Below are 21,181 nucleotides of genomic sequence, written 5' to 3' on the forward strand. Positions count from 1 at the left end.
AGGTTAGATAGGTGAACCACTAGTAAACAAAAGGACCGTACATTTTAGATATGTCTAATATGTACGGTCCTAATTTTATAACATCATGAAGTAATCAGTAAGCTTTACCTTTCCTTTTTCGCGCAATTACTTATTTTCTTCCTCAAATCCTCTATTCTTTTTCTTGTTTATTTCGCAAGAATTGATGCGTTATTTGAGCTCTGTTTGGTTATACAGTGTGGCTTTACTACTCCGGATTCTATTTGCCACACTCTTGAAGTTAATTATATTTTTCGACGTACTAAATAAAAAGCTAAGGACCCCATAATTACAGGTGCAACGAAGTCAAAGAAATGCGAAAAATTAAAAGGAAAAAGAACAAGAAATGGTATAATTGTATAGAGAACTGCTTGTCCTATAAATACAGGGATTCCAAATTGAAATTCTCTACATCGCTTGATTTTCCTGTATAACACTTCCCCGATTAGACAAGCTATAAGAGCTGGTATACTACCATAAGTGAAGATCGTTTTAATGAATCCTAATACAACGTTCGGGTGAATAAAGCTAGGATGAGAAATATATGAAATCAAGAACCCTCCAAAAATAAAAGCAAACAGACTTGCAGCATAACTAATTACAAATTTTATCAACGTAATCATCCTCACAGTTTTCTAATATTAACTCCATTATATTACATGAAATCCTATTATTGGTAGCGAGAAAAAAGCGGATCCCTACTCTAAAAAGTATCCACTCATCCTTCTATACTTGTTTTATTTTCTTTGCTCTAGCAAACTTCCAAAAAGCTGCAAGTAGTATGAGCAGCGGTATTCCCTGAATAAAGAGAAATCCTCCCAAAAAATAAAGTGCACGACTAACTAGAGGAGGAGCTGTTGCCGACTCACCCGCGAAATAAGCCCCATAATTAGCCGCTACACCTGCATAATCAGCTATCCCACCTATAAGAAAAGCCGCTGGAATTATGATTAAATTTATCCCTAAACAGATCATTATTGAAGATAGGTTTTTAGCCTTAATTTTTGGTGAAACAGACAAGAAAAATAAGAATATTGCAGTGCCGTTTATAAGAAGTAGTGTTATTACAAAAAAATTCCCATAATATCCCTCCATGATTTTAATTGTACCATCAGCAAGGATAACTTTGTATAAATTTGGATGGATAGGGTCTTCATGTGAGGTTAACGTAACGTCTCATTAACAGTAGTCAATGATGCATATAATTTTCGTTTCTGCTTTCTTATCTGATCTAGATAGCGGTGGGGTGAGTCAGAAATTGTGAAACACACTCTTAAGTTATTTAATATGAAAAAATGAAATTCTCCTTCTGTAATTTATTCAAATGACTCAATCTCCGCATCTTTTGAATGCCCTGAAAGTGCTAAACATATGCAAAATAATTAACTATCCCATGCAAGAAAGTTAGGCTAGTTAATCGCATATGTTTTATGGAAGGGGTGTGATTGAACTATGGAACGACCGAATTGGGGAATTGGAGGATTAGTATTTGTTGGCTGTATGTTTCTTGGTGGAGGAGTGGGATCTATGTTAGGTAATGCTCAAACTGGATGGCTCATAGGAATGGGTGTTGGATTTCTTGGGATGGCTTTAACGAGACTGATCAGAAAGTAATATAACGGAGATTCTTAATACCATAAGAGCTCGATACATTACAGTTAGAAGCTTTTTTTTTATATAGGTCTCCATACATAGATAGGATTTTCAAGTCGCAGGATGGCACCTTAGGGTGTATTTTTTATGCTTTCTAAAAATGTCTTACCATATAATAGAATTCATTAGGTTCTGATAATCTTTTTTGTAATAGAATAGATTCATTACCGTTTCAGACCTTTGTATTCATTCATAACCTAATAGTAAAAGGGGGGGATGATGGAAGGTATGGCGTGTAATGATGAATTAATTTGTCAACAGTTTGCAAGAATTATTGGTGGTCAAGAAGGATTTGCCGGTGGAAAATGCGTGGCAACGATAAACCGGGATGAAATAAAGGCAACAATCTTAGGGAAACGTTTTAGGGTAACAAGTTCTTTCTCATTCGAATCAAGAGATCAAAAAACTGGACGGGCATTATGTTTAGGACGGGTAGCGCTCTTACAAAAAGAAGTCAATGGATTTGTTGCTACAATTATTAAACAAGGAATAATCGTTTCGTCTATACACAATGAGTGGTTATGTGATGATCCAAATTTAATCTACGTTAATATTGAAGACGTTGATGATCCGCTAAGCTTCGCAAGGAAAGTTAGAATAGCGTTATGTAATTAATTAACAAGTTTCTTTCGTTAAATGAGATGCTATTACATGCGGATTTTCAGTCGACTTTGGATGAACAGGAAAAAGATTCTATAAAGATTTGAATACTTTTCAAATAAATTAAAATTAAAAACCCGGTTCTTTCGTAAAGGAACCGGGTTTTTGCGTTTTGTTGGTGCTACCACACCTCTATAAAGTTATTAGATACAAGATAATAGATGTTTTTATAATTTGAAAGACGAGGAAAAGAATTTGGAGGGAGTATTGAAAGCATGTTTAAGAAGATGAAATCAATGGAGAAAAGGAACTGGTTTTTAAGTCGGGGCTATGGACCTATCCTCTCGTTCTAATCCACTAAAAGAAGAACTTCCCCATACCCATTAGACTACTAAGCATTCCAATTCCATTCATAGTGCCTTTTCCTACTGTAAGTAAGTTTCCAAGCATTCCTGGCTGGCCGTAACCTCCGTTATTGCCCCATCCCATGGGACTTATCTGTCCTCCCCATCCTGGAGAGTTTCCGAAAATACCCCCGTTATTGGTATTAAATTTAAAAGCCTTAGCTGGCGGCGATAGTAAAGCGGCAAGATGTCCTTGTGCAAACATCCCTGTATGATTGAATGGTTGGGCCCAGGGGGTGGGAGGTTTTTGATAATTAAAACCTGCATGGCCTGGTAATGGAGTCCAATTAGCAGGATGTCCTTGGGGCATCATCCCTGCATAATGGATTGGTTGAACCAAAGAGAAGGGAGGGGGCTCGGGATTGAAAGTCGTATAATTGGCTGGTGAATCCCAACCAACTGGATAGAAGCGACAACTCCAATTCTCAGAAATCTTCAAACCACTCATTTCGTTAGCTTTAGTTATTTGGGGCTGTGAATATAATGATGACATTGAATTTTGGGTATTATATTGTTCCTCGTTTCCCTTTGAATTCACATACCAATATGGGTGCATAAGCTTATTCCCCTTACTTTAAAAATGTAATGTTAGATTTAGCCTATGTAATATTCCTTTTTATGGATGGTTACATAACTAGATTTCCAAGCCTGTATTTTAAGGAATGGGTGTGTGGTCTTGTTGATGTATCCCGCAATTTGTGGGCCATAAGACATCACCACCTCAAAATTCAGTGAAAGCGGCTGCCTGTAAAAGCACCACTGATTAAAGTTTCCCTTTATTTTCGAAGGGTATTTTCATTTGCTCCTTTTGTTTATTTCAGCCTAATGTAATTTCGGTTAATAAACGTGTTTACATATTCATTCAAAATCTTAAGTAGAATTGCTAAAAAGAGAATATCCATTCGAAGAGTTTGGCAAAATACTGCAAGGGTAATATATTCTCGTGCAAATATGCAAACGAGTTAAATTAATCAATGGAATTGATAATGAAGGGGCAAATAAATATATGAGTGAAACGTTACATAAAAGAAAACCACCATATGTAATGCTTGTAATCCTTTTTATTGGGGCATTTGTTTCATTTCTAAATAACTCACTTTTAAATGTAGCCTTGCCATCAATAATGAAGGATTTAGACATTAAAGATTATTCAACGATTCAGTGGCTTTCTACAGGGTATATGCTTGTAAGTGGTATATTAATTCCGGCATCAGCATTTTTAATAACCCGCTTCTCCAATAGGAGCTTATTTATTACATCTATGTTGATTTTTATTCTTGGTACGGCCTTAGCGGCTTTAGCACCAAACTTTAGTTTATTACTTACTGGCCGGATGGTTCAAGCAGCAGGTTCTTCAGTCATGGGGCCTTTGTTAATGAATATTATGCTAGTAAGCTTTCCAAGAGAAAAAAGGGGAACAGCGATGGGGATTTTTGGATTAGTTATGATTACAGCTCCAGCAATTGGACCGACACTATCGGGTTATATTGTAGAGTATTATGACTGGCGTTTGCTTTTTGAGATGATTTTACCGTTAGCAATCATTAGCTTACTGTTAGGGGTTTGGAAATCGGAGAATGTCATGAGGCAAAATAAAAATGCAAAACTTGATTATCTCTCATTACTATTATCTTCTGTCGGTTTTGGCGGTTTGTTATATGGATTCAGTTCTGCAAGCTCCGACGGTTGGACGAATAAAGTTGTTTTAACAACCTTAATCATAGGCGCTATTGCCCTAATTACTTTCATTATCCGTCAATTAAAAATGAATGAACCGTTATTGGATTTACGTGTTTACAAGTACCCAATGTTCGCACTTGCGTCTGTAATTGCGATTGTTAATGCAGTGGCCATGTTTTCGGGTATGATTTTAACCCCAGCTTATGTACAAAACGTCCGCGGTATTTCACCGCTAAGCTCTGGGCTGATGATGCTTCCAGGTGCGGTAATAATGGGGATTATGTCACCAATTACAGGTAAACTATTTGATAAATATGGCCCTCGTATTCTTGGTATAGTAGGACTTTCCATTACAGCCGTTTCAACTTATATGCTAGCAAACCTGCAACTCGACTCTAGTCACACACATATTATTCTTATTTACACGCTGCGGATGTTTGGGATGGCGATGGTGATGATGCCACTTATGACAAATGGCCTTAATCAATTGCCAACTCGCTTAAATCCGCATGGTACAGCTGTTAATAATACAGCTCAACAAGTATCCGGTTCAATTGGTACTGCTATTCTTGTTACGATTATGAATTCGGTAACAAAAACAAAAGCTGAAAGTCTAATGGCTGATGTAGATCCAACAACCTTCACAGAAGCTACGAAGGCAATGTTAACTCAGAAGGCTTTATTATCTGGAATTCAATATTCATTCTATGTAGCGCTTGGCATGAATATTGTTGCACTACTATTAGTTTTTTTCGTTAAACGTGTAGATACAAGCGCGGAAGCTGTCGAGAGGTTAAATCGGTAGAGTAAAATAAACCTTTAGATCATGACTCCTATAAGTTTTTACTGTTTAGTTAGACTATGAAGAAATGCGAATTTCTGCTGCTAAGGCGCTGGTATTTAAATCTGGAAAAGAACCAGTGAAATAATTATATATAGTAAAAAGGATCTGATATTCATATCAGATCTTTTTTCATTAGCAACACAGTATACTTACTTATCGTATTTGTTTGAATTGACATTAGAAACTACTGGTTTTCCCAATACTACAATCTTTAGCTCTCAATTTCTGATAAACATTATCATAATACACTTCATTTTAATTTAGTATTTTTTCTGCAAGTTATAAATGTAATAGCAACAAACAACTTAGAATAACAACCTGATAAGCAATATCATAATCGTGAATAGTTAGGGAAAAGATAAAATAAGGTAATCAATTACATATCTTTATCCCAGGCGATTCATTGCTATCTTCTTTTTATTGAATGGGATATTTTATTTTATGCTTTTTTGAAAGGGTGTTTTTAATGGATAAAAAAGTATCTGCCATTCCTCAACCGAAAACATATGGATTGCTGGGGAATCTCCCATTAATCGATAAAGATAAACCGACCCTATCCTTTATCAAGATAGCGGAAGAGTATGGTCCCATTTTTCAAATTCAAACTTTAAGTGATACCATCATTGTCGTTTCTGGGCATGAACTGGTAGCAGAAGTCTGTGATGAAACAAGATTTGATAAAAGTATAGAGGGTGCTTTAGCGAAAGTTCGCGCCTTTGCTGGAGACGGATTATTTACAAGCGAGACTCATGAGCCTAACTGGAAAAAAGCTCATAATATTTTGATGCCTACATTCAGCCAACGAGCAATGAAAGATTATCATGCTATGATGGTCGATCTTGCCGTACAACTCGTTCAAAAATGGGCACGGCTTAATCCGAATGAAAGCGTAGATGTACCGGAGGATATGACTCGCCTTACATTGGATACAATTGGTCTATGTGGTTTTAATTATCGATTTAATAGCTTTTATCGTGAGACCCCTCATCCTTTTATTACTAGCATGAGCCGTGCTCTAGATGAGGCGATGCACCAATTACAGCGGCTGGATATAGAAGACAAACTCATGTGGAGAACGAAACGTCAATTTCAGCATGATATTCAATCTATGTTTTCCTTAGTGGATAATATTATTGCTGAACGTAAAAGTAGTGGAAATCAGGAAGAAAATGATTTACTTTCCCGTATGTTAAATGTGCAGGATCCGGAAACTGGTGAAAAATTAGATGATGAAAATATTCGTTTCCAAATTATCACTTTTTTAATAGCTGGGCATGAAACAACAAGTGGATTATTATCTTTTGCAATCTATTTTTTATTAAAGAATCCGGATAAATTGAAAAAAGCCTATGAAGAAGTAGATCGGGTTTTGACAGATCCTACTCCAACATACCAACAAGTTATGAAACTTAAGTATATACGGATGATTTTAAATGAATCGCTACGTCTATGGCCTACTGCTCCAGCATTCAGTCTCTATGCAAAAGAAGATACAGTGATTGGTGGGAAATATCCAATTAAGAAAGGAGAAGATCGTATTTCTGTTCTTATTCCACAGTTACATAGGGATAAAGACGCGTGGGGAGACAATGTGGAAGAATTCCAACCTGAACGATTTGAAGATCTGGATAAGGTTCCTCATCATGCTTATAAGCCATTTGGAAATGGTCAACGGGCATGTATCGGTATGCAGTTTGCACTTCATGAAGCTACACTTGTAATGGGAATGCTTCTTCAACATTTTGAATTCATTGATTATCAAGACTATCAGCTGGATGTAAAACAAACATTAACGTTAAAGCCTGGTGATTTTAAAATTAGGATTCTACCCCGAAATCAAACTATTAGCCATACTACTGTTCTTGCGCCTATAGAGGAGAAACTGAAAAACCATGAAACCAAGCAGCAAGTTCAGAAGACTCCTTCTATTATTGGGGCCGATAATCTTTCGCTTCTTGTTCTATATGGATCGGATACAGGGGTAGCAGAAGGTATTGCCAGAGAACTAGCAGATACAGCTAGTTTAGAAGGTGTTCAAACGGAAGTGGTAGCTCTTAACGATCGAATTGGAAGTCTGCCAAAAGAAGGGGCGGTTCTTATTGTAACTTCTTCTTATAATGGAAAACCACCAAGTAATGCAGGGCAGTTTGTGCAATGGTTGGAAGAATTAAAACCGGATGAGCTAAAAGGTGTTCAATACGCAGTTTTTGGTTGTGGAGATCATAATTGGGCTAGTACTTATCAGCGAATTCCAAGATACATTGATGAGCAAATGGCTCAAAAAGGAGCAACAAGATTTTCTACACGTGGAGAAGCGGATGCAAGTGGTGATTTCGAGGAACAGCTCGAGCAATGGAAACAAAGTATGTGGTCTGATGCGATGAAGGCATTTGGATTGGAACTTAACAAAAACATTGAGAGAGAACGCAGTACATTAAGTTTACAATTTGTTAGTCGTCTTGGAGGATCTCCTCTGGCGCGAACATATGAAGCAGTTTATGCGTCTATACTAGAAAATCGTGAACTTCAATCATCTAGCAGTGAAAGAAGCACGCGACATATTGAGATATCCTTGCCAGAAGGCGCTACGTATCAAGAAGGTGACCACCTTGGTGTGCTGCCAATTAATAGTGAGAAAAATGTCAACCGAATTTTAAAACGCTTTGGATTAAATGGGAAGGATCAAGTCATACTGAGTGCAAGTGGACGAAGTGTAAATCACATACCTTTAGACAGTCCTGTTAGTTTATTTGACCTTCTTAGTTATAGTGTAGAAGTGCAAGAAGCAGCCACTCGAGCACAAATACGAGAAATGGTGACATTCACAGCATGCCCTCCTCATAAAAAGGAATTGGAATCATTATTGGAAGAGGGAGTTTATCATGAACAAATATTAAAGAAACGTATGTCAATGTTGGATCTTCTTGAAAAGTATGAGGCTTGTGAAATCCGATTTGAACGCTTTTTAGAACTTCTTCCTGCGCTCAAACCGCGTTACTATTCTATTTCAAGCTCTCCACTCGTTGCACAGGATCGTCTGAGCATTACGGTTGGGGTTGTTAATGCACCTGCATGGAGTGGGGTAGGGACATATGAAGGAGTCGCTTCTAATTATTTAGCTCAGCGTCATAATAAAGATGAGATTATCTGTTTCATTCGAACGCCACAATCGAACTTTCAATTACCTGAAAATCCAGAAACGCCAATTATCATGGTTGGACCAGGTACTGGAATTGCACCATTCCGTGGATTCTTGCAAGCGCGTCGTGTTCAAAAGCAAAAAGGTATTAACTTAGGACAAGCACATCTATATTTTGGTTGTCGTCATCCTGAAAAGGATTATCTCTATCGTACAGAACTAGAAAATGATGAAAGAGATGGATTAATCTCGTTACACACAGCTTTTTCTCGCTTAGAAGGACATCCTAAAACATATGTACAGCATTTAATAAAACAAGATAGAATCAATTTAATTTCGTTATTAGATAATGGGGCGCATCTTTATATATGTGGTGATGGAAGTAAAATGGCTCCTGACGTAGAAGACACCCTTTGTCAAGCATATCAAGAAATTCATGAAGTCAGTGAACAAGAAGCAAGGAATTGGCTGGATCGTGTGCAAGATGAAGGGCGATATGGAAAAGATGTTTGGGCTGGAATCTAAATTCTTCTTAATTAGATAAGTACTATTTCATTCACGAACTTCTTTCGACTAAGTATAATTTTAAACAAAATAAACTGATTTATAAAAACCCTGTATTTTTTATTGAATATGGGGTTTTCTTATTTTTAAATAAAAGGGATGTATATGTTGATTCAAAATCCAATAATCTTTATGCTTTATATACACAACATGGTAGATTTGACTTAATAAAAAGGGGAACCATCAGGGAGAAGTAGACTTTAATTTAAACTCAACAAAATCTTCACACAAATCTGGGGGATATGATTTGAAAATGGGTTAAGAAAGGATTCATTTATGAATGAGTAAGTAAGAAAAGCAATCCAACATTTTTATGTAAATGGGGCTGTAAATGAATATTTACTTAGGTGTGAAAATGAAATTGAATTACCTAAAGAATTAACTGTATTTATTCATAATGCAGACATTCAAACAATGCCTGTCAACATTGATGATATTTGGCCAGCAGAAAAATATGTATTCGATTTTAAACCATATAAGAATGAAGTTAATAGTAAACGAAATTAAGAATAGTTAAGAAAAAGCTATTTCCACTCTTAATTGACACAATTTTCGAAATACACAAATGTTAATATTTGTTATATGATATATTTGTCAAAGTACTGTTCCTGTAGTTTCTATAATGTACTGTTCCTGTAGTTTCTATTGAATCTGTAAGATAGTTTGTTTGTCTCATATATTCACCTTAAACTAAAAAGAACTTGCAGAGATTCCTACAAGTTCTTTTTAGTTTAAGGGTTGAATGTGGATTTGAAATAAAGAGACGATTTTTTGAGAGGAGAAAAGTAAATGTTTATAAGAGCAGAAAGATTATTAATACGAAATTTTGAGTTCAAAGATTGGCAAGCTGTCCATGAGTATACATCAGATAGCAATGTTATGAAATACATACCCGAAGGAGTTTTTACTGAAGAAGATACAAGAAACTTTGTAAATAGAAATATGGGTGAAAATGCAGAGAACTTTCCTGTGATACTGGTAGATGAAAATATTCTGATTGGTCATATTGTTTTTCATAAATATTTTGGTGAGCATACTTATGAGATTGGGTGGGTATTCAATCCTAAATATTTCAATAAAGGATATGCTTCTGAAGCAGCACAAGCTACATTAAAATATGGGTTTAAGGAAATGAAATTACATAGAATTATAGCTACATGTCAGCCACAAAATACCCCGTCATATCGAGTGATGGAGAAAATTGGAATGAGAAGAGAAGGATATTTCAGGAAGTGTATACCCCATGGAAATGAATGGTGGGATGAATATTATTACGCTATTTTAGAAGAAGAGTAGTGTCTCAGAACGCATTGTTCAAATCCCGTTTCATAAACTGATTGCAGCGATTGAGAATAAATGTATAAAAGAAGGTATACGATTTTTAAAACAAGAAGAAAGCTATACTTCAAAAGCTAGTTTTCTTGATAAAGATCCGGTTCCAGTTTGGACTAAGGATGATAAGACGTATTATCACTTTAGTGGCAAACGAATGACTCGTGGTCTGTACCAAAGTAAAGCAGGAACATGTATCCATGCTGATATTAATGGTGCGCTGAATACATTGCAAAAATCAAGAGTTGTAGAATTGGATGACAATCTCACAGTGAAAACGCCGATTCTATTAGAAGTGCAAAAACGTAAGGCTGTTGCTTCGCGCATAGCTTAGTGGGTGCGTCAACCATCCATGTGTACTCGACTTGTCGGGGCTTGTAGCACACGCCGGATTCATCTGAGTGGTGGCTTCTTCCATAAGGAAGAATTGCTCTTTTTCGAAAGGGTGGTGCAAGTGGGAAAACAATAGTTCGTTGCCAGTACCAACCAAAAACATACTTGGGGTGCTACCATAAGGTGGCATGAATGCTAGAGCGTCAACTGTCTAGCGATAGATGAAAAGACCTAGCGTTCTAACTCAAGCCCCCACTGAAACGTGTCACCTCAGTGGAGGTAGTTGACCATAGAACTGTTGCCACATTAATAAATACTTTAATTGAACATGGGCTTTCGCTGGATAAAATAATCGAACCACAATCAAATTTGGCAGGGATAGAGAAAATGCCAGATTTAATAAACGAATCGCGAAGTCCATCTTTTATTATAATCAAGTCAAAAAAAATAATATTTAAAAATATCTACCGCAATCTGGGAGCTTTTATTGAATTATGAAAACAGCCGTTAAACTGTATGCATTCGAATTGAAAATATTGAACTTAGGAGTGAGTGAAAATGGCATATTTATTACAAGTTGATTTCCCGTTTGAAGGTCCTTTTGGTGAAGAAATGGAAAAAGCATTTTGGGATTTAGCAAAAAGTATTAATGAAGAAGAAGGATTCCATTGGAAAATATGGACGGAGAATCAAGAAACGAAAGAAGCTGGAGGCATTTATGTATTTGAAAAAAAACAAGATGCTGAAAAATATGGAGAAATGCACAAAAACAGACTTCAAACATTTGGTGTTAAAGATATTAGAGTAAGAATTTTTACCATCAATGAAAAGTTAACGAAACTGAATCGTGGTTATAGTAAATAATAAGGAGAATTCAAAAAAAGAAGGGGATAATCTCTTCTTTTTTTGAATTCTTCTTTACTAGGATTTCTAGAAATTTGAACTGTTGTTGTGAATGAATTTAAAGCTGCTGAAACAAAATAGACCCACTTGAGCAAAAAAACTTGCAAAACTAAAAAAAGAGATGTATATTAATTGACGCATCAATCATTGATATATCAACTGTTTTCAGTTAGAAAGAATTGGTGAGAAGTTTGAAGAATGCGTTGGTATTAGTCAATCTCGATTGGAATTGCTCGCTATGTACCAACTATGCTTCTATCTATCGATCAAGCAGCCGACGAAGGGAATCGTTTCCTAGTTGATAGAATTCACAGTTGAAATAATATAGAACTGATATTAAGGAGAGAGGGGGTAGAATGGTATGGAAATAATCGCAGCTATTTTAGTCGGGATTGTAGCATTAGAACATTTGTTTATCATGATCCTCGAAATGTTTTTTATTAATTCAAAAGTAGCGAAACGTGCTTTCAAATTACCGAAGCATTTAGAAGGAGATAAAAACGTAGCTGTTATGTTTGCAAACCAAGGGTTATATAATGGATTTTTAGCCGCTGGTCTCATTTGGGGACTTATAATTGGGTTTAACCCAATTGGTTATATGGTTCAATTATTTTTCGTGATTTGTGTGGTGATCGCAGCTATTTTTGGAGGTTTCACATCTAATAAATCAATTATTGTGAAACAAGGACTTCCAGCTATTTTAGCATTGGTCGCTCTTTTATCTATGATGTAGAAACAAAGTTTTTCAATAAAAGAAACAATCTTTCCTAAAAATGACTTTGCATACTCTTAACTTTCTAGGTATGTGGCGCTACCTCAGTAAGAAAAGAAATAGGAAAAACACCCTATTACATTTTATTAATATAATAAAATGTAATGACTAGATCCAAAATAATGATAATAATGAGAAGTAACAAGTGTATAAATGCATCAGTTTTACTGTGTAATAAAGACTTTATAAAGAACTCCCATTCTGTTTCATAGGGGGACTCTATCCAATTCCGTTGCAGACCTAACACCATTCCATTTATGAAATAGACAATGCTTAATAGAATTCTTCCAACAAATACGGCAACTACTTTTAAATTCCAATGCTTTATCTTGATTACATAAAGGATTGGAAAGAGTATAAGGATCCAAAAAATAATAATATAGATTGTATTAATCATTCTCTGCTCCTAACAAAATGATTGTTTTTTAATATAGGTGAGTTTTCGGATTGAAGATATGTTTCCTTGTTACTATTTAAAAACAAGGGCCGGAATTCCGGCTCTTTTTCTATCCCGCAAAATAAAGGTTTACTTTATCTCTCCGTCTCAAAAAACTCAATCCATTCTCCATCAGGACCAGCGAAGAATATGTAACGTGTTCCATCTGGTAATGTTTCAATTTCTTCTCCTAGTAAAAAGGTTACTCTGTGTTTCTGTAGTCTTTCGATTTCATCTTCTAATGAATCCACTTTAAAGCAAATGTGATGTACTTTTCCTTCTGCCGGAAGAGAAGAGTTGTAGCCTTCAATTAATTCGAGTATCGTTTCCTTCGATTCTTCCACACCTAAAAAAGCGAGTTTTAAGTCGGGATTCGGGTGACCCATACGTTTAATGAGCTGTAAGCCAACTACTTCTTCATAAAATGAAATAGATGCTTCTAAGTTTGCGACCATAAGACCGACGTGTTCAATTCTTCTAACTGGCATGTAGATCCCTTCTTTCTGAAAAATATATACAATATGTTATTGAAAATTAAGAAAATAAGCAAGATAAAAACCTTACAAATTTTAGCGTGTTATATGGTATAGTGAGAAAGTATGTTTGGGGAGAAGGAAGGAGATTATACGATGAATACACCTACTCAAACTCCTTCATTATCGGCAACGATGAAAGAGTGGCATTATGCATTAGCGTATGAAATTAAACATTGGAAAACGATAGGTGGTAGTAAAATTTCTATCATGAACGGTCGTTTTTTATATACAGATTATGAAAGTACAGTATACGTATTTCAGCTCATATCGGAAGTAAGCTTACCGGAAGGTTCACCAATTCGAATTGAGTTTGATGGTGAGGAAGCGACAGGAGAAGTATTATCTGTACATGGATTAGAAATAGAACTGAAATTAAATGATTATATACAAGGTGAAATACGAGAAGCTGTTTTATACAGTGAACCGTGGCAATTGTTAGAGCAACTACAAGAGCGATTGAAAGAGGCACATAAAGATAAGTTAAAACGTAATCGTATAAAGCGTCTTGTTGATGGGACGAGCAGTCCGAAACATATTGAGAAGATGAAAAATCCGAAAAATGAATTGGCATATCGTTCATTTTACAATCCGACAACGTACGTGTGGGGACCCCCTGGAACAGGGAAGTCTTACAATTTATCACGTATTATTTCGGCGCATTATCAAAAAGGAAAATCGGTACTTGTATTAGCTCATAGTAATGCGGCAGTAGACGTATTAATGAGTGAAGTAACGAAGCAAATTGAGAAGAAAAAGAAATGGACACCTGGTGAAATTGTTCGTTACGGTTATAGTCAACATGAACATATAAGAAATCATGAAACATTACTTACGTCGAAGTTAGTTGAAACGACGAACGGATCATGGGGAGAGGAAAGACTCTATTTAGAGGAAACACGACAAGATCTTCGTGAAAAGATTTTATCATATAAAGCGACTTCTGCTGATAAGAAGCGTATACAAGAGATTGAAAGTGATCTTCGAAAGCAAAAAGCGAAAATTAAAGAAGTAGAAAAAGAATATATTGAAAATGCAAAAGTAATCGGCGCAACTTTATCGAAATGTGCCATTGATTCACTTATTTATGAGCGTACATTTGATTTAGTTGTCGTAGATGAAGTGAGTATGGCATATGTTCCGCAAATTGCATTAGCAGCTTCACTTGGAAAACGTATCGTCGTTTGTGGGGACTTTTTACAGTTACCTCCAATTGCGATGGCGAACCATGAACTCGTTCGAAAATGGCTTGGGGAAGATATGTTTTACCATGCTGGGATTGTTGATTCTGTCAATAAATCAGAAGCACATCCGAACCTATTTATGTTGCAGGAACAAAGGCGTATGCATGCGGATATATCGAAGTTTACAAACTCATTTATTTATAAAAATAGAGTATACGACCATCCGTCTGTTTCAGAGCGTAAAGAACTTGCGCGATTGCAACCGTTCGCAAATGAGGCAAGTGTTTTATTTGATACGAGCTTAATGGGAGCCTTTTCGTTAAAGGACGCTGCTTCTGGTTCTCGATTTAACATTATGTCTGGTTTAGTAGCGATGCAAATGATATTAATCGGACTGTTAGATGGTGTTCAATCGATCGGTGTTGTTACACCTTACAGGGCGCAATCCCGCTTTTTATCAACGTGTATTAGAGAAATGTTGCAGAGAACGAAATATCAAAACATACCAGTTTTAGCGGCGACGGTTCATAAGTTTCAAGGTTCTGAAAGAGATATGATGATATTTGATACGGTTGATAGTTATCCGCAAGAACGACCTGGCGTGTTATTCTTTGACCATAAAAATCATCGCCTCGTCAACGTTGCAGTGACAAGGGCGAGAGGGAAGTTCATTCAATTATCAGATTGTCATTATATGCGTAAAAACCTTTCGAGAAAACAAGCGTTATCACAATTAACAGCTCATATAGAACGTCACGGAGATGTGTATAATCGTACGACATCAAGACAATTGTGGGAGCGGAAAATTTCGAAACGTTTACGCTGGTTTATGGAAATGAATCTTGAAGAGCCGAAAGGGTTATTGAAAGATATTTTAGCCGCAAAACGAAAAATTATTATTTCACTTCCAAGTACAAAGCAAGTGGATAGGCGAGTCTGGCAAGCGTTAATGCGTACAAATGCGCAAATAACAGTGTATAGTGATGGACCAGTTCCGTTAAAAAATGTAAAGTTACAAAGACAAAATACAGCATTCCCGTTTATCGTAATCGATGATGAAATCTTTTGGGCAGGAGCACCGCTCACATCTCAAATGATGTTTGAAGGTAGTATGGAATTTCCGTACGTATGTGCAAGATTACAAGCACCGGAAACAATTGGTGTGTTAAAAGGATTTTTAGATATTCGGTAAATTCGGATAGGAATTCCTTGACTTTTAATTGGAATGAACATAGAATGAATATAATTTAATATAATCTTATGAAAATTCTTATCACGAGAGGTTGAGGGACTGGCCCTATGACACCTCGGCAGCGGATTCTTTTATGAATACTGTGCCAATTCCAGCAAGGTAACTTGAAAGATAAGAAAGAAGCTCATTTTGACTGTAAATGCAGAAGCCTCTTTCTATCTTTTAGAAAGAGGCTTTTTTATGTGAAAATATAAGGGGGAAGAGAAATGGGAGCGACTGGAGTAACGTCACAAAGAAAAACAATTGAAGAGAGTATAGAAAGAAATAAGGAAAAGTACATAGAAACAAGTCACGATATTCATGCGAATCCGGAGATTGGTAACCAAGAGTTTTACGCATCAAGAACGTTAAGTTTATTACTAGGTAGTGCAGGGTTTCAGCTGCAGCACAATATAGCTGGACATGAAACAGGTTTTATCGCGCGAAAAAGTTCAGGAAAACAAGGGCCAGTTATCGCATTTTTAGCTGAGTATGACGCTTTACCAGGACTTGGTCATGCGTGTGGTCACAATTTAATTGGCACAATTAGCGTTGCGGCCGCGATCGCATTATCAGAAACGCTTGAAGAAATTGGCGGAGAAGTTGTCGTGTTTGGTACTCCAGCTGAAGAAGGAGGACCAAATGGTAGTGCGAAAGCAAGTTATGTAAAAGCGGGGTTATTTAAAGATATTGATGCGGCACTTATGATTCATCCGAGCGGAAAAACAGCGCCAACGAGCCCTTCACTAGCAGTCGATCCACTTGATTTTCATTTTTACGGAAAAACAGCTCACGCCGCAGCTTCACCTGAAGAAGGGATTAACGCATTAGATGCGATAATTCAACTTTATAACGGTATTAACGCACTTCGCCAACAACTTCCATCAGATGTGAAAATTCATGGCGTTATTACCGAGGGCGGAAAAGCACCTAATATTATTCCTGATTACGCATCAGCAAGGTTCTTCATCCGTGCAGCAACGCGAAAAAGATGTGCAGAAGTAACAGAAAAAGTAAAAAATATCGCACAAGGAGCAGCGTTAGCAACAGGCGCAAAAGTGAAAATCCATCAATTCCAAAACGAAATCGATGAACTACTCGTAACAAAAACATATAATGACGTCGTAGCCGAAGAACTAGAATTACAAGGTGAAGACGTAAATCGGAAAGAAAGATTTGGCATCGGCTCAACAGACGCAGGAAACGTAAGTCAAGTCGTACCAACAATTCATCCGTACATTAAAATCGGTCCAGATGACTTAATTGCGCATACGAATGAATTTAGAGAAGCAGCACGTTCAGAACTTGGAGATAAAGCGTTAATTACATCCGCAAAAGCACTAGCGAATACGGCGTATCGATTAATTACGGAAGAAGGGCTGTTAGAGAAGGTGAAGGAGGAGTTTAGAGAGGCGCAGAGGAATCAGGGGTAAGGGTACTCTATTAGAAGAGGAATCTAATTAATAAGTAGAGATACAAAAAAGAACATTGAAATATCAATGTTCTTTTTTGTTTACTAATCATTGATTTTGTTGGTTTTTCTCATAAAAGAAAAACTTTTACTGTTAGCGGGGGATAATACGTATCTCTTTATCAGAACGACAATTTCTCCTCAAACTCACTCTTTAAAACAATTAAAGGAGACGATAATCCAAATTGCAAATGTAGCGAGAGAATCCATCGAATCGCTCATGACCTTCATCATATAATTAAACTCCCCGCTAATTCGATATAAATCAGTTACTTCGGGAGCGGCATTACAACATTGGATGAAATCAGAGCATTGACTCGTTTTAAACATGATGAATGCTTGAATGTTCTTATTAATTTTAGAAGGCTCAAATTTCGTTCGGTAAGCTGCGATAACTCCTTGATCTTCAAGTTTGTTAATGCGCTCTTTTACAGCAGACTGCGTCATGGATATAATACGTCCTATTTCTGAAACAGAAATTCTCGCATTTTCATACAACAAGTTCATAATTTTATGATCGATTTCATCCAGTTTTACTGCGTTTTGCATTGTGTAGCCTCCTTGCTTTATTTTCTAAAGTGAATCGTAAAGTTGCAAAAGTTTCTACATGAATCTACACTCTAGAAAACAGGATTTAGGGGAATCAGACATGAGATATTTTAAAGGAAAACAATTCAAGTAAGATGTTATTTTAGTAGTTGTCGGCTACTACTGCCGTTTTTCTTTCGGTTATCGTGATGTATCTGAAATCCTGAAAGAACGTGGTATTTCAGTGGAAACAACAACCATCATGCGATGGAGTCATAAATATGGCAATCCCATCTATCGAATTTGGAAAGTAAAAAATAAATCTGCACGCTTATGAAACCATTCATACCCTATATAAACAAAGGCGAAGTCTTCAAAGAGACTCCGCCTTTTCAACGTACAATGAACTTCAACAATTACTAGCTATTTCCTAAACATTGTTCTGCATTTACCAACCTGTTTATGCTTTTTTCAAACTTTGCAACAGAACCAGTTTAACCATCATCATGTTCATGGTACTTTAGGTTATTTAAGTTCAGTTGAGTTCAGAAAACGAGCCCTTAAAAAAGCAGTCTGAATTTGTGTTGACAATTACACCTCCATCAATACTATCAAAAGAACCTTTATACTGTTACAGCTTGAGAAATCCATTGAGCAGTTAGTTCAGGAGATTCAACAGGAAACTGATGACCGTACTGAATACGTGTAATATCCAAGTGTTCAAACTGCTTTGGGACATGATGATTCTTGTCCAAAGCTCCCCATAGTATCTTAATTTTCCTCTTATCCCATGTCTCGGGATTTAACTGGATGGATTTTGATATAGTTAAGCAAGACATGACCGTAGCGTTAGTTTTGCGTATACGGGGGGATTTTAAATCACGGACTACAGAATGAGCGTAATTACTCAATAATTGACTCGATGTTCTGAAGCTATTGGTTTGAATTAGCTCTTTTTCCAAACAGGCGGGCTCCATATATTTTAGAACGAAACTTGTAATACGTCGAAATCTATATTTAGGTTGGATAGGATGCAGTACTGGCTGCAATAAAATGAGTTGTTTGATCAGTGAGGGCAGCCGTTCCATCACTTGAGCCGCAATCAATCCGCCAAATGAATGCCCCACTAATATAACGGGTCTGTTCAACTCAGTGATCATAGTGGAAATGCTCTCTACATAGCCTTCTATCACAGAAGGATTATGGTGATAAGGGGTACGCCCAAATCCAGGTAAATCTACGAACCAAGTATTTAAACCGCTTAAAAATTGTGAGAGGGGCAAAAGGGCATCGGCATTGCTGAACGTCCCATGAAGAAAAATAATAGGTGTTTCATTCCTATCTTTCTCTAGCGAAACTAAGTTAGCCCTTCTTCGTTGACTAAAATCTTTCTGCTCATTTTGATTCAGGCCTAAATGATTTAACCGATAATCCAAATCACTAATGATAAAAGGGAGCGTGGACGGAACTACGAATGAATTTCTGCCGTTCCTTTGTTCTATTTCTAATTTACTGTAAACAGGGAATTCCGACTTAACAAGAAAACTCATGGATTCTTTAGGAATACCAAGCATCTTATCAGCACCCATTCTAAGCACAGTTTTCAATAACGGAAGCGGTATAGTTCCTAACGGCTTTGTTGTCTGCAATTCGTGTGCCATGAGTTTGATGAAAGTTCGGATCGACGGACTTTCTTGCTTAGAATCTAAAAGATAGTAGGTATTGCTTGATAACCCTTCTGTGTTAACAAGTTTTGAAATAAACGAAGCCACATGGTCAATATGAACCATTGGTAACCAATAATCGTCGCCGCCTGGAACAAGCGGCATAAGATTTCGCCTTACGGCATCGACTAAGATACTAAGGCCTCCAATCTGTTCTGTTTTTCCTGAGAAGGAGTCTCCGACGATTACACTAGGATTAACAGTAGATAAGGGAATGCTCATGTTATGAAGAGATTTTCGTATATAAGAGTCGGCTAAAAACTTCATTTTTTCATAAGGTGGTTGATTGTCCAGCAAATGATCTAGATCCAACAATGCATTTTGTTCATGATAGGGACTCATAAAGCCTGCGACATGGATAAAATGCTTTAATTCTTTTTCAGCGTGGATATCCTGTGCTAGCCGAACAAGGGATTTTGCAGGGGTGAGGAAAGACTGTTCAGCTTCAATGAGGTTCAACTCAATATTCATTGGACCTCCTGCGTGAATAATTAGATCAGTTGCAAGTAATTGTTTGTAGCTATCATCACTTAAACCTAATCGAGGCTGCGTTAGATCACCGATAACAGGAACAATGTTGTTCTGTTGATCGGGTGCCAGTTGATTGATGATGGTAAGAAGACGATTTTTTTGACGTACAAGTACATAAATCTGATGCTGAGAAGCTAACTCAGCGATTAAATGACGTCCAATATAACCAGTTCCGCCAGTCATGAAGATATTCATAATAAAAACACTCCTTTATTATTTTATAGTACTAACTAGTACTAATGTATCTAAAATATTACTTTAGCATGGAAGCTAAAGTAGGAAATAAATTTTTGATCATATCTTGGTTGTTAGAAGCTTGAGCCAAGAAGAGAGCACCCTCAATAGAGGAGACAATCAACATAGCTGTTTGTTTAACGGGCAGCTCTTTCTTTAGTTCTTGTCGTGCAATCCCTTGGGCTAAAATCAATTCAACACCATGCAGCTGTTTTTCAAAAAAACTCTTGATTCTATCTCTAATTTCAACCGCGTCAATAGGCGTCTGTGTATACAGAGTCAGGAAAGGACAACCGCCAAGGTAGTTATTTTGTTCAATAGTATCGCTTAAAATGTGGAGTACCGCTTCTAATTTCTCTTGAACGGTGAGCTCAGTTTGAGACACAATATAATTAATTCGCTGTTCGTAATGTGCTATCAACTGATTAACAATAGCGAGCAGCAGCTCCTCCTTGCTCTTAAAATAATAATAAATGTTCGTTTTTGAAACTTTGCTATGTGCGACTATGTCGTCCATGCTTGTTGCTAGAAAACCTTTAGTAAGAAACAATGTAAAAGCGGATTGCAGAGCAATATCTTTATTAGTAAGTGTATTTTTTTTCATATTAGTACTATACAGTACTATAAATGGAGAGTCAAGGGAATGATTGATGAAATGCATAGGGGTTCGACCGCACATCCATCAACTTAAGAAAAGTAAACATCCCAAAAACAAAAAAATGAGCTACCTTCTCAAAGTAACTACCTGTAGAGAAAGAAAAAGTTCATTTAGTGGGTACTTCAAAACCTTAGCTTGATTGCGATGGGGTCACCATATCAAAAAAAAAGAAAATTGTGCGTTTAGACATATTTTTCAACCGCTTCCTGTACGTTAAGGGACTCGTTATTTTTTTTACAGTTTTTTATTATGAAATTCTAAATAACTAATTATAATAGGTGAAAAAAACGATCAATAGTTGGGGGACGGAAAGGATTCGAATTTACATTCTTTCTCAATACATATTATGGATAAATAAAGTAAAATATGGGTTGGGGTTATGTCTCATGTTGTGTTAATCCTAACAATA

Annotated in this window: 16 protein-coding genes, 4 pseudogenes and 1 riboswitch; of the genes and pseudogenes, 12 read left to right on the forward strand and 8 right to left on the reverse strand. The window is 36.6% G+C overall.

Annotation, left to right across the window (positions count from 1 at the left end):
- Window positions 1-263: 263 nt before the first annotated feature.
- Both DM800_RS25480 and DM800_RS25485 read right to left on the reverse strand, forming a co-directional pair.
- Window positions 264-641 (reverse strand): hypothetical protein, encoded by a 378-nt coding sequence (locus DM800_RS25480; RefSeq protein ID WP_147787901.1) that lies wholly within the window; start codon window positions 639-641, stop codon window positions 264-266.
- A gap of 103 nt (window positions 642-744) precedes the next feature.
- On the reverse strand, window positions 745-1,113 hold the full coding sequence (locus DM800_RS25485; protein WP_060486482.1) for a hypothetical protein: 369 nt from the start codon (window positions 1,111-1,113) through the stop codon (window positions 745-747).
- 357 nt (window positions 1,114-1,470) lie between these two features.
- Between DM800_RS25485 and DM800_RS29385 the strand changes: the two genes are divergently transcribed.
- Both DM800_RS29385 and DM800_RS25490 read left to right on the forward strand, forming a co-directional pair.
- Entirely contained in the window at window positions 1,471-1,632 is a 162-nt protein-coding gene (locus DM800_RS29385) for a hypothetical protein (RefSeq protein ID WP_033691926.1), read from the forward strand.
- 267 nt (window positions 1,633-1,899) lie between these two features.
- Complete coding sequence (locus tag DM800_RS25490) at window positions 1,900-2,286, forward strand: DUF1259 domain-containing protein (RefSeq protein ID WP_097858734.1); 387 nt, start codon at window positions 1,900-1,902, stop codon at window positions 2,284-2,286.
- Window positions 2,287-2,628: 342 nt separating this feature from the next.
- Here DM800_RS25490 and DM800_RS25495 read toward each other — a convergent pair whose 3' ends face one another.
- Window positions 2,629-3,231 (reverse strand): hypothetical protein, encoded by a 603-nt coding sequence (locus DM800_RS25495; protein WP_088081580.1) that lies wholly within the window; start codon window positions 3,229-3,231, stop codon window positions 2,629-2,631.
- Window positions 3,232-3,681: 450 nt separating this feature from the next.
- Between DM800_RS25495 and DM800_RS25500 the strand changes: the two genes are divergently transcribed.
- From DM800_RS25500 to DM800_RS25540, 7 genes and pseudogenes are all read left to right on the forward strand, one after another.
- Window positions 3,682-5,160 (forward strand): DHA2 family efflux MFS transporter permease subunit, encoded by a 1,479-nt coding sequence (locus DM800_RS25500; protein WP_147787902.1) that lies wholly within the window; start codon window positions 3,682-3,684, stop codon window positions 5,158-5,160.
- Between the two features lie 505 nt (window positions 5,161-5,665).
- Window positions 5,666-8,863, forward strand: a complete 3,198-nt coding sequence (cypD, locus tag DM800_RS25505) for a bifunctional P-450/NADPH--P450 reductase (RefSeq protein WP_147787903.1) — start codon at window positions 5,666-5,668, stop codon at window positions 8,861-8,863.
- 828 nt (window positions 8,864-9,691) lie between these two features.
- Window positions 9,692-10,198, forward strand: coding sequence for a GNAT family N-acetyltransferase (locus tag DM800_RS25515; RefSeq protein ID WP_088063957.1), 507 nt, complete (start codon window positions 9,692-9,694; stop codon window positions 10,196-10,198).
- Between the two features lie 4 nt (window positions 10,199-10,202).
- Window positions 10,203-10,568 (forward strand): annotated as a pseudogene (locus DM800_RS25520) (zinc ribbon domain-containing protein); the annotation flags it as partial.
- A gap of 278 nt (window positions 10,569-10,846) precedes the next feature.
- Window positions 10,847-11,065, forward strand: a pseudogene (locus DM800_RS25530) (hypothetical protein); the annotation flags it as partial.
- A 60-nt stretch (window positions 11,066-11,125) separates the two neighbouring features.
- Window positions 11,126-11,431 carry a monooxygenase gene (locus tag DM800_RS25535; RefSeq protein WP_073515595.1) on the forward strand — a complete coding sequence of 102 codons (306 nt, stop codon included), beginning with the start codon at window positions 11,126-11,128 and terminating at the stop codon, window positions 11,429-11,431.
- A 400-nt stretch (window positions 11,432-11,831) separates the two neighbouring features.
- Window positions 11,832-12,203, forward strand: a complete 372-nt coding sequence (locus DM800_RS25540; protein WP_073515594.1) for a DUF1304 domain-containing protein — start codon at window positions 11,832-11,834, stop codon at window positions 12,201-12,203.
- A 115-nt stretch (window positions 12,204-12,318) separates the two neighbouring features.
- On the opposite strand, the gene DM800_RS25545 is transcribed toward DM800_RS25540, so the two are convergent.
- Window positions 12,319-12,639: a hypothetical protein gene (locus DM800_RS25545; RefSeq protein ID WP_098815980.1), complete on the reverse strand. Its 321-nt coding sequence runs from the start codon at window positions 12,637-12,639 to the stop codon at window positions 12,319-12,321.
- Between the two features lie 134 nt (window positions 12,640-12,773).
- Window positions 12,774-13,166 (reverse strand): VOC family protein, encoded by a 393-nt coding sequence (locus tag DM800_RS25550; RefSeq protein WP_147787904.1) that lies wholly within the window; start codon window positions 13,164-13,166, stop codon window positions 12,774-12,776.
- A 111-nt stretch (window positions 13,167-13,277) separates the two neighbouring features.
- Between DM800_RS25550 and DM800_RS25555 the strand changes: the two genes are divergently transcribed.
- The gene (locus DM800_RS25555) at window positions 13,278-15,587 is read left to right on the forward strand and encodes an AAA domain-containing protein (RefSeq protein WP_147787905.1); all 2,310 of its coding nucleotides are present in this window, start codon (window positions 13,278-13,280) and stop codon (window positions 15,585-15,587) included.
- 75 nt (window positions 15,588-15,662) lie between these two features.
- A riboswitch (SAM riboswitch) is annotated at window positions 15,663-15,765 on the forward strand.
- An 88-nt stretch (window positions 15,766-15,853) separates the two neighbouring features.
- Complete coding sequence (locus tag DM800_RS25560) at window positions 15,854-17,059, forward strand: M20 family metallopeptidase (protein ID WP_088063955.1); 1,206 nt, start codon at window positions 15,854-15,856, stop codon at window positions 17,057-17,059.
- A gap of 160 nt (window positions 17,060-17,219) precedes the next feature.
- Here the strand turns inward: DM800_RS25560 and DM800_RS25565 are convergent.
- Window positions 17,220-17,646 (reverse strand): annotated as a pseudogene (locus DM800_RS25565) (Lrp/AsnC family transcriptional regulator).
- A 139-nt stretch (window positions 17,647-17,785) separates the two neighbouring features.
- Between DM800_RS25565 and DM800_RS25570 the strand changes: the two are divergent.
- Window positions 17,786-17,953, forward strand: a pseudogene (locus tag DM800_RS25570) (IS6 family transposase); the annotation flags it as partial.
- 295 nt (window positions 17,954-18,248) lie between these two features.
- On the opposite strand, the gene DM800_RS25580 reads toward DM800_RS25570, so the two are convergent.
- Together DM800_RS25580 and DM800_RS25585 are read right to left on the reverse strand one after the other, a co-directional pair.
- Window positions 18,249-20,075, reverse strand: coding sequence for an alpha/beta fold hydrolase (locus tag DM800_RS25580; protein WP_147787906.1), 1,827 nt, complete (start codon window positions 20,073-20,075; stop codon window positions 18,249-18,251).
- Window positions 20,076-20,133: 58 nt separating this feature from the next.
- Complete coding sequence (locus tag DM800_RS25585; protein ID WP_060749950.1) at window positions 20,134-20,718, reverse strand: TetR/AcrR family transcriptional regulator; 585 nt, start codon at window positions 20,716-20,718, stop codon at window positions 20,134-20,136.
- Window positions 20,719-21,181: the final 463 nt, after the last annotated feature.

It is taken from the genome of Bacillus sp. AY18-3 (assembly GCF_008042305.1).
Classification (GTDB): domain Bacteria; phylum Bacillota; class Bacilli; order Bacillales; family Bacillaceae_G; genus Bacillus_A; species Bacillus_A wiedmannii.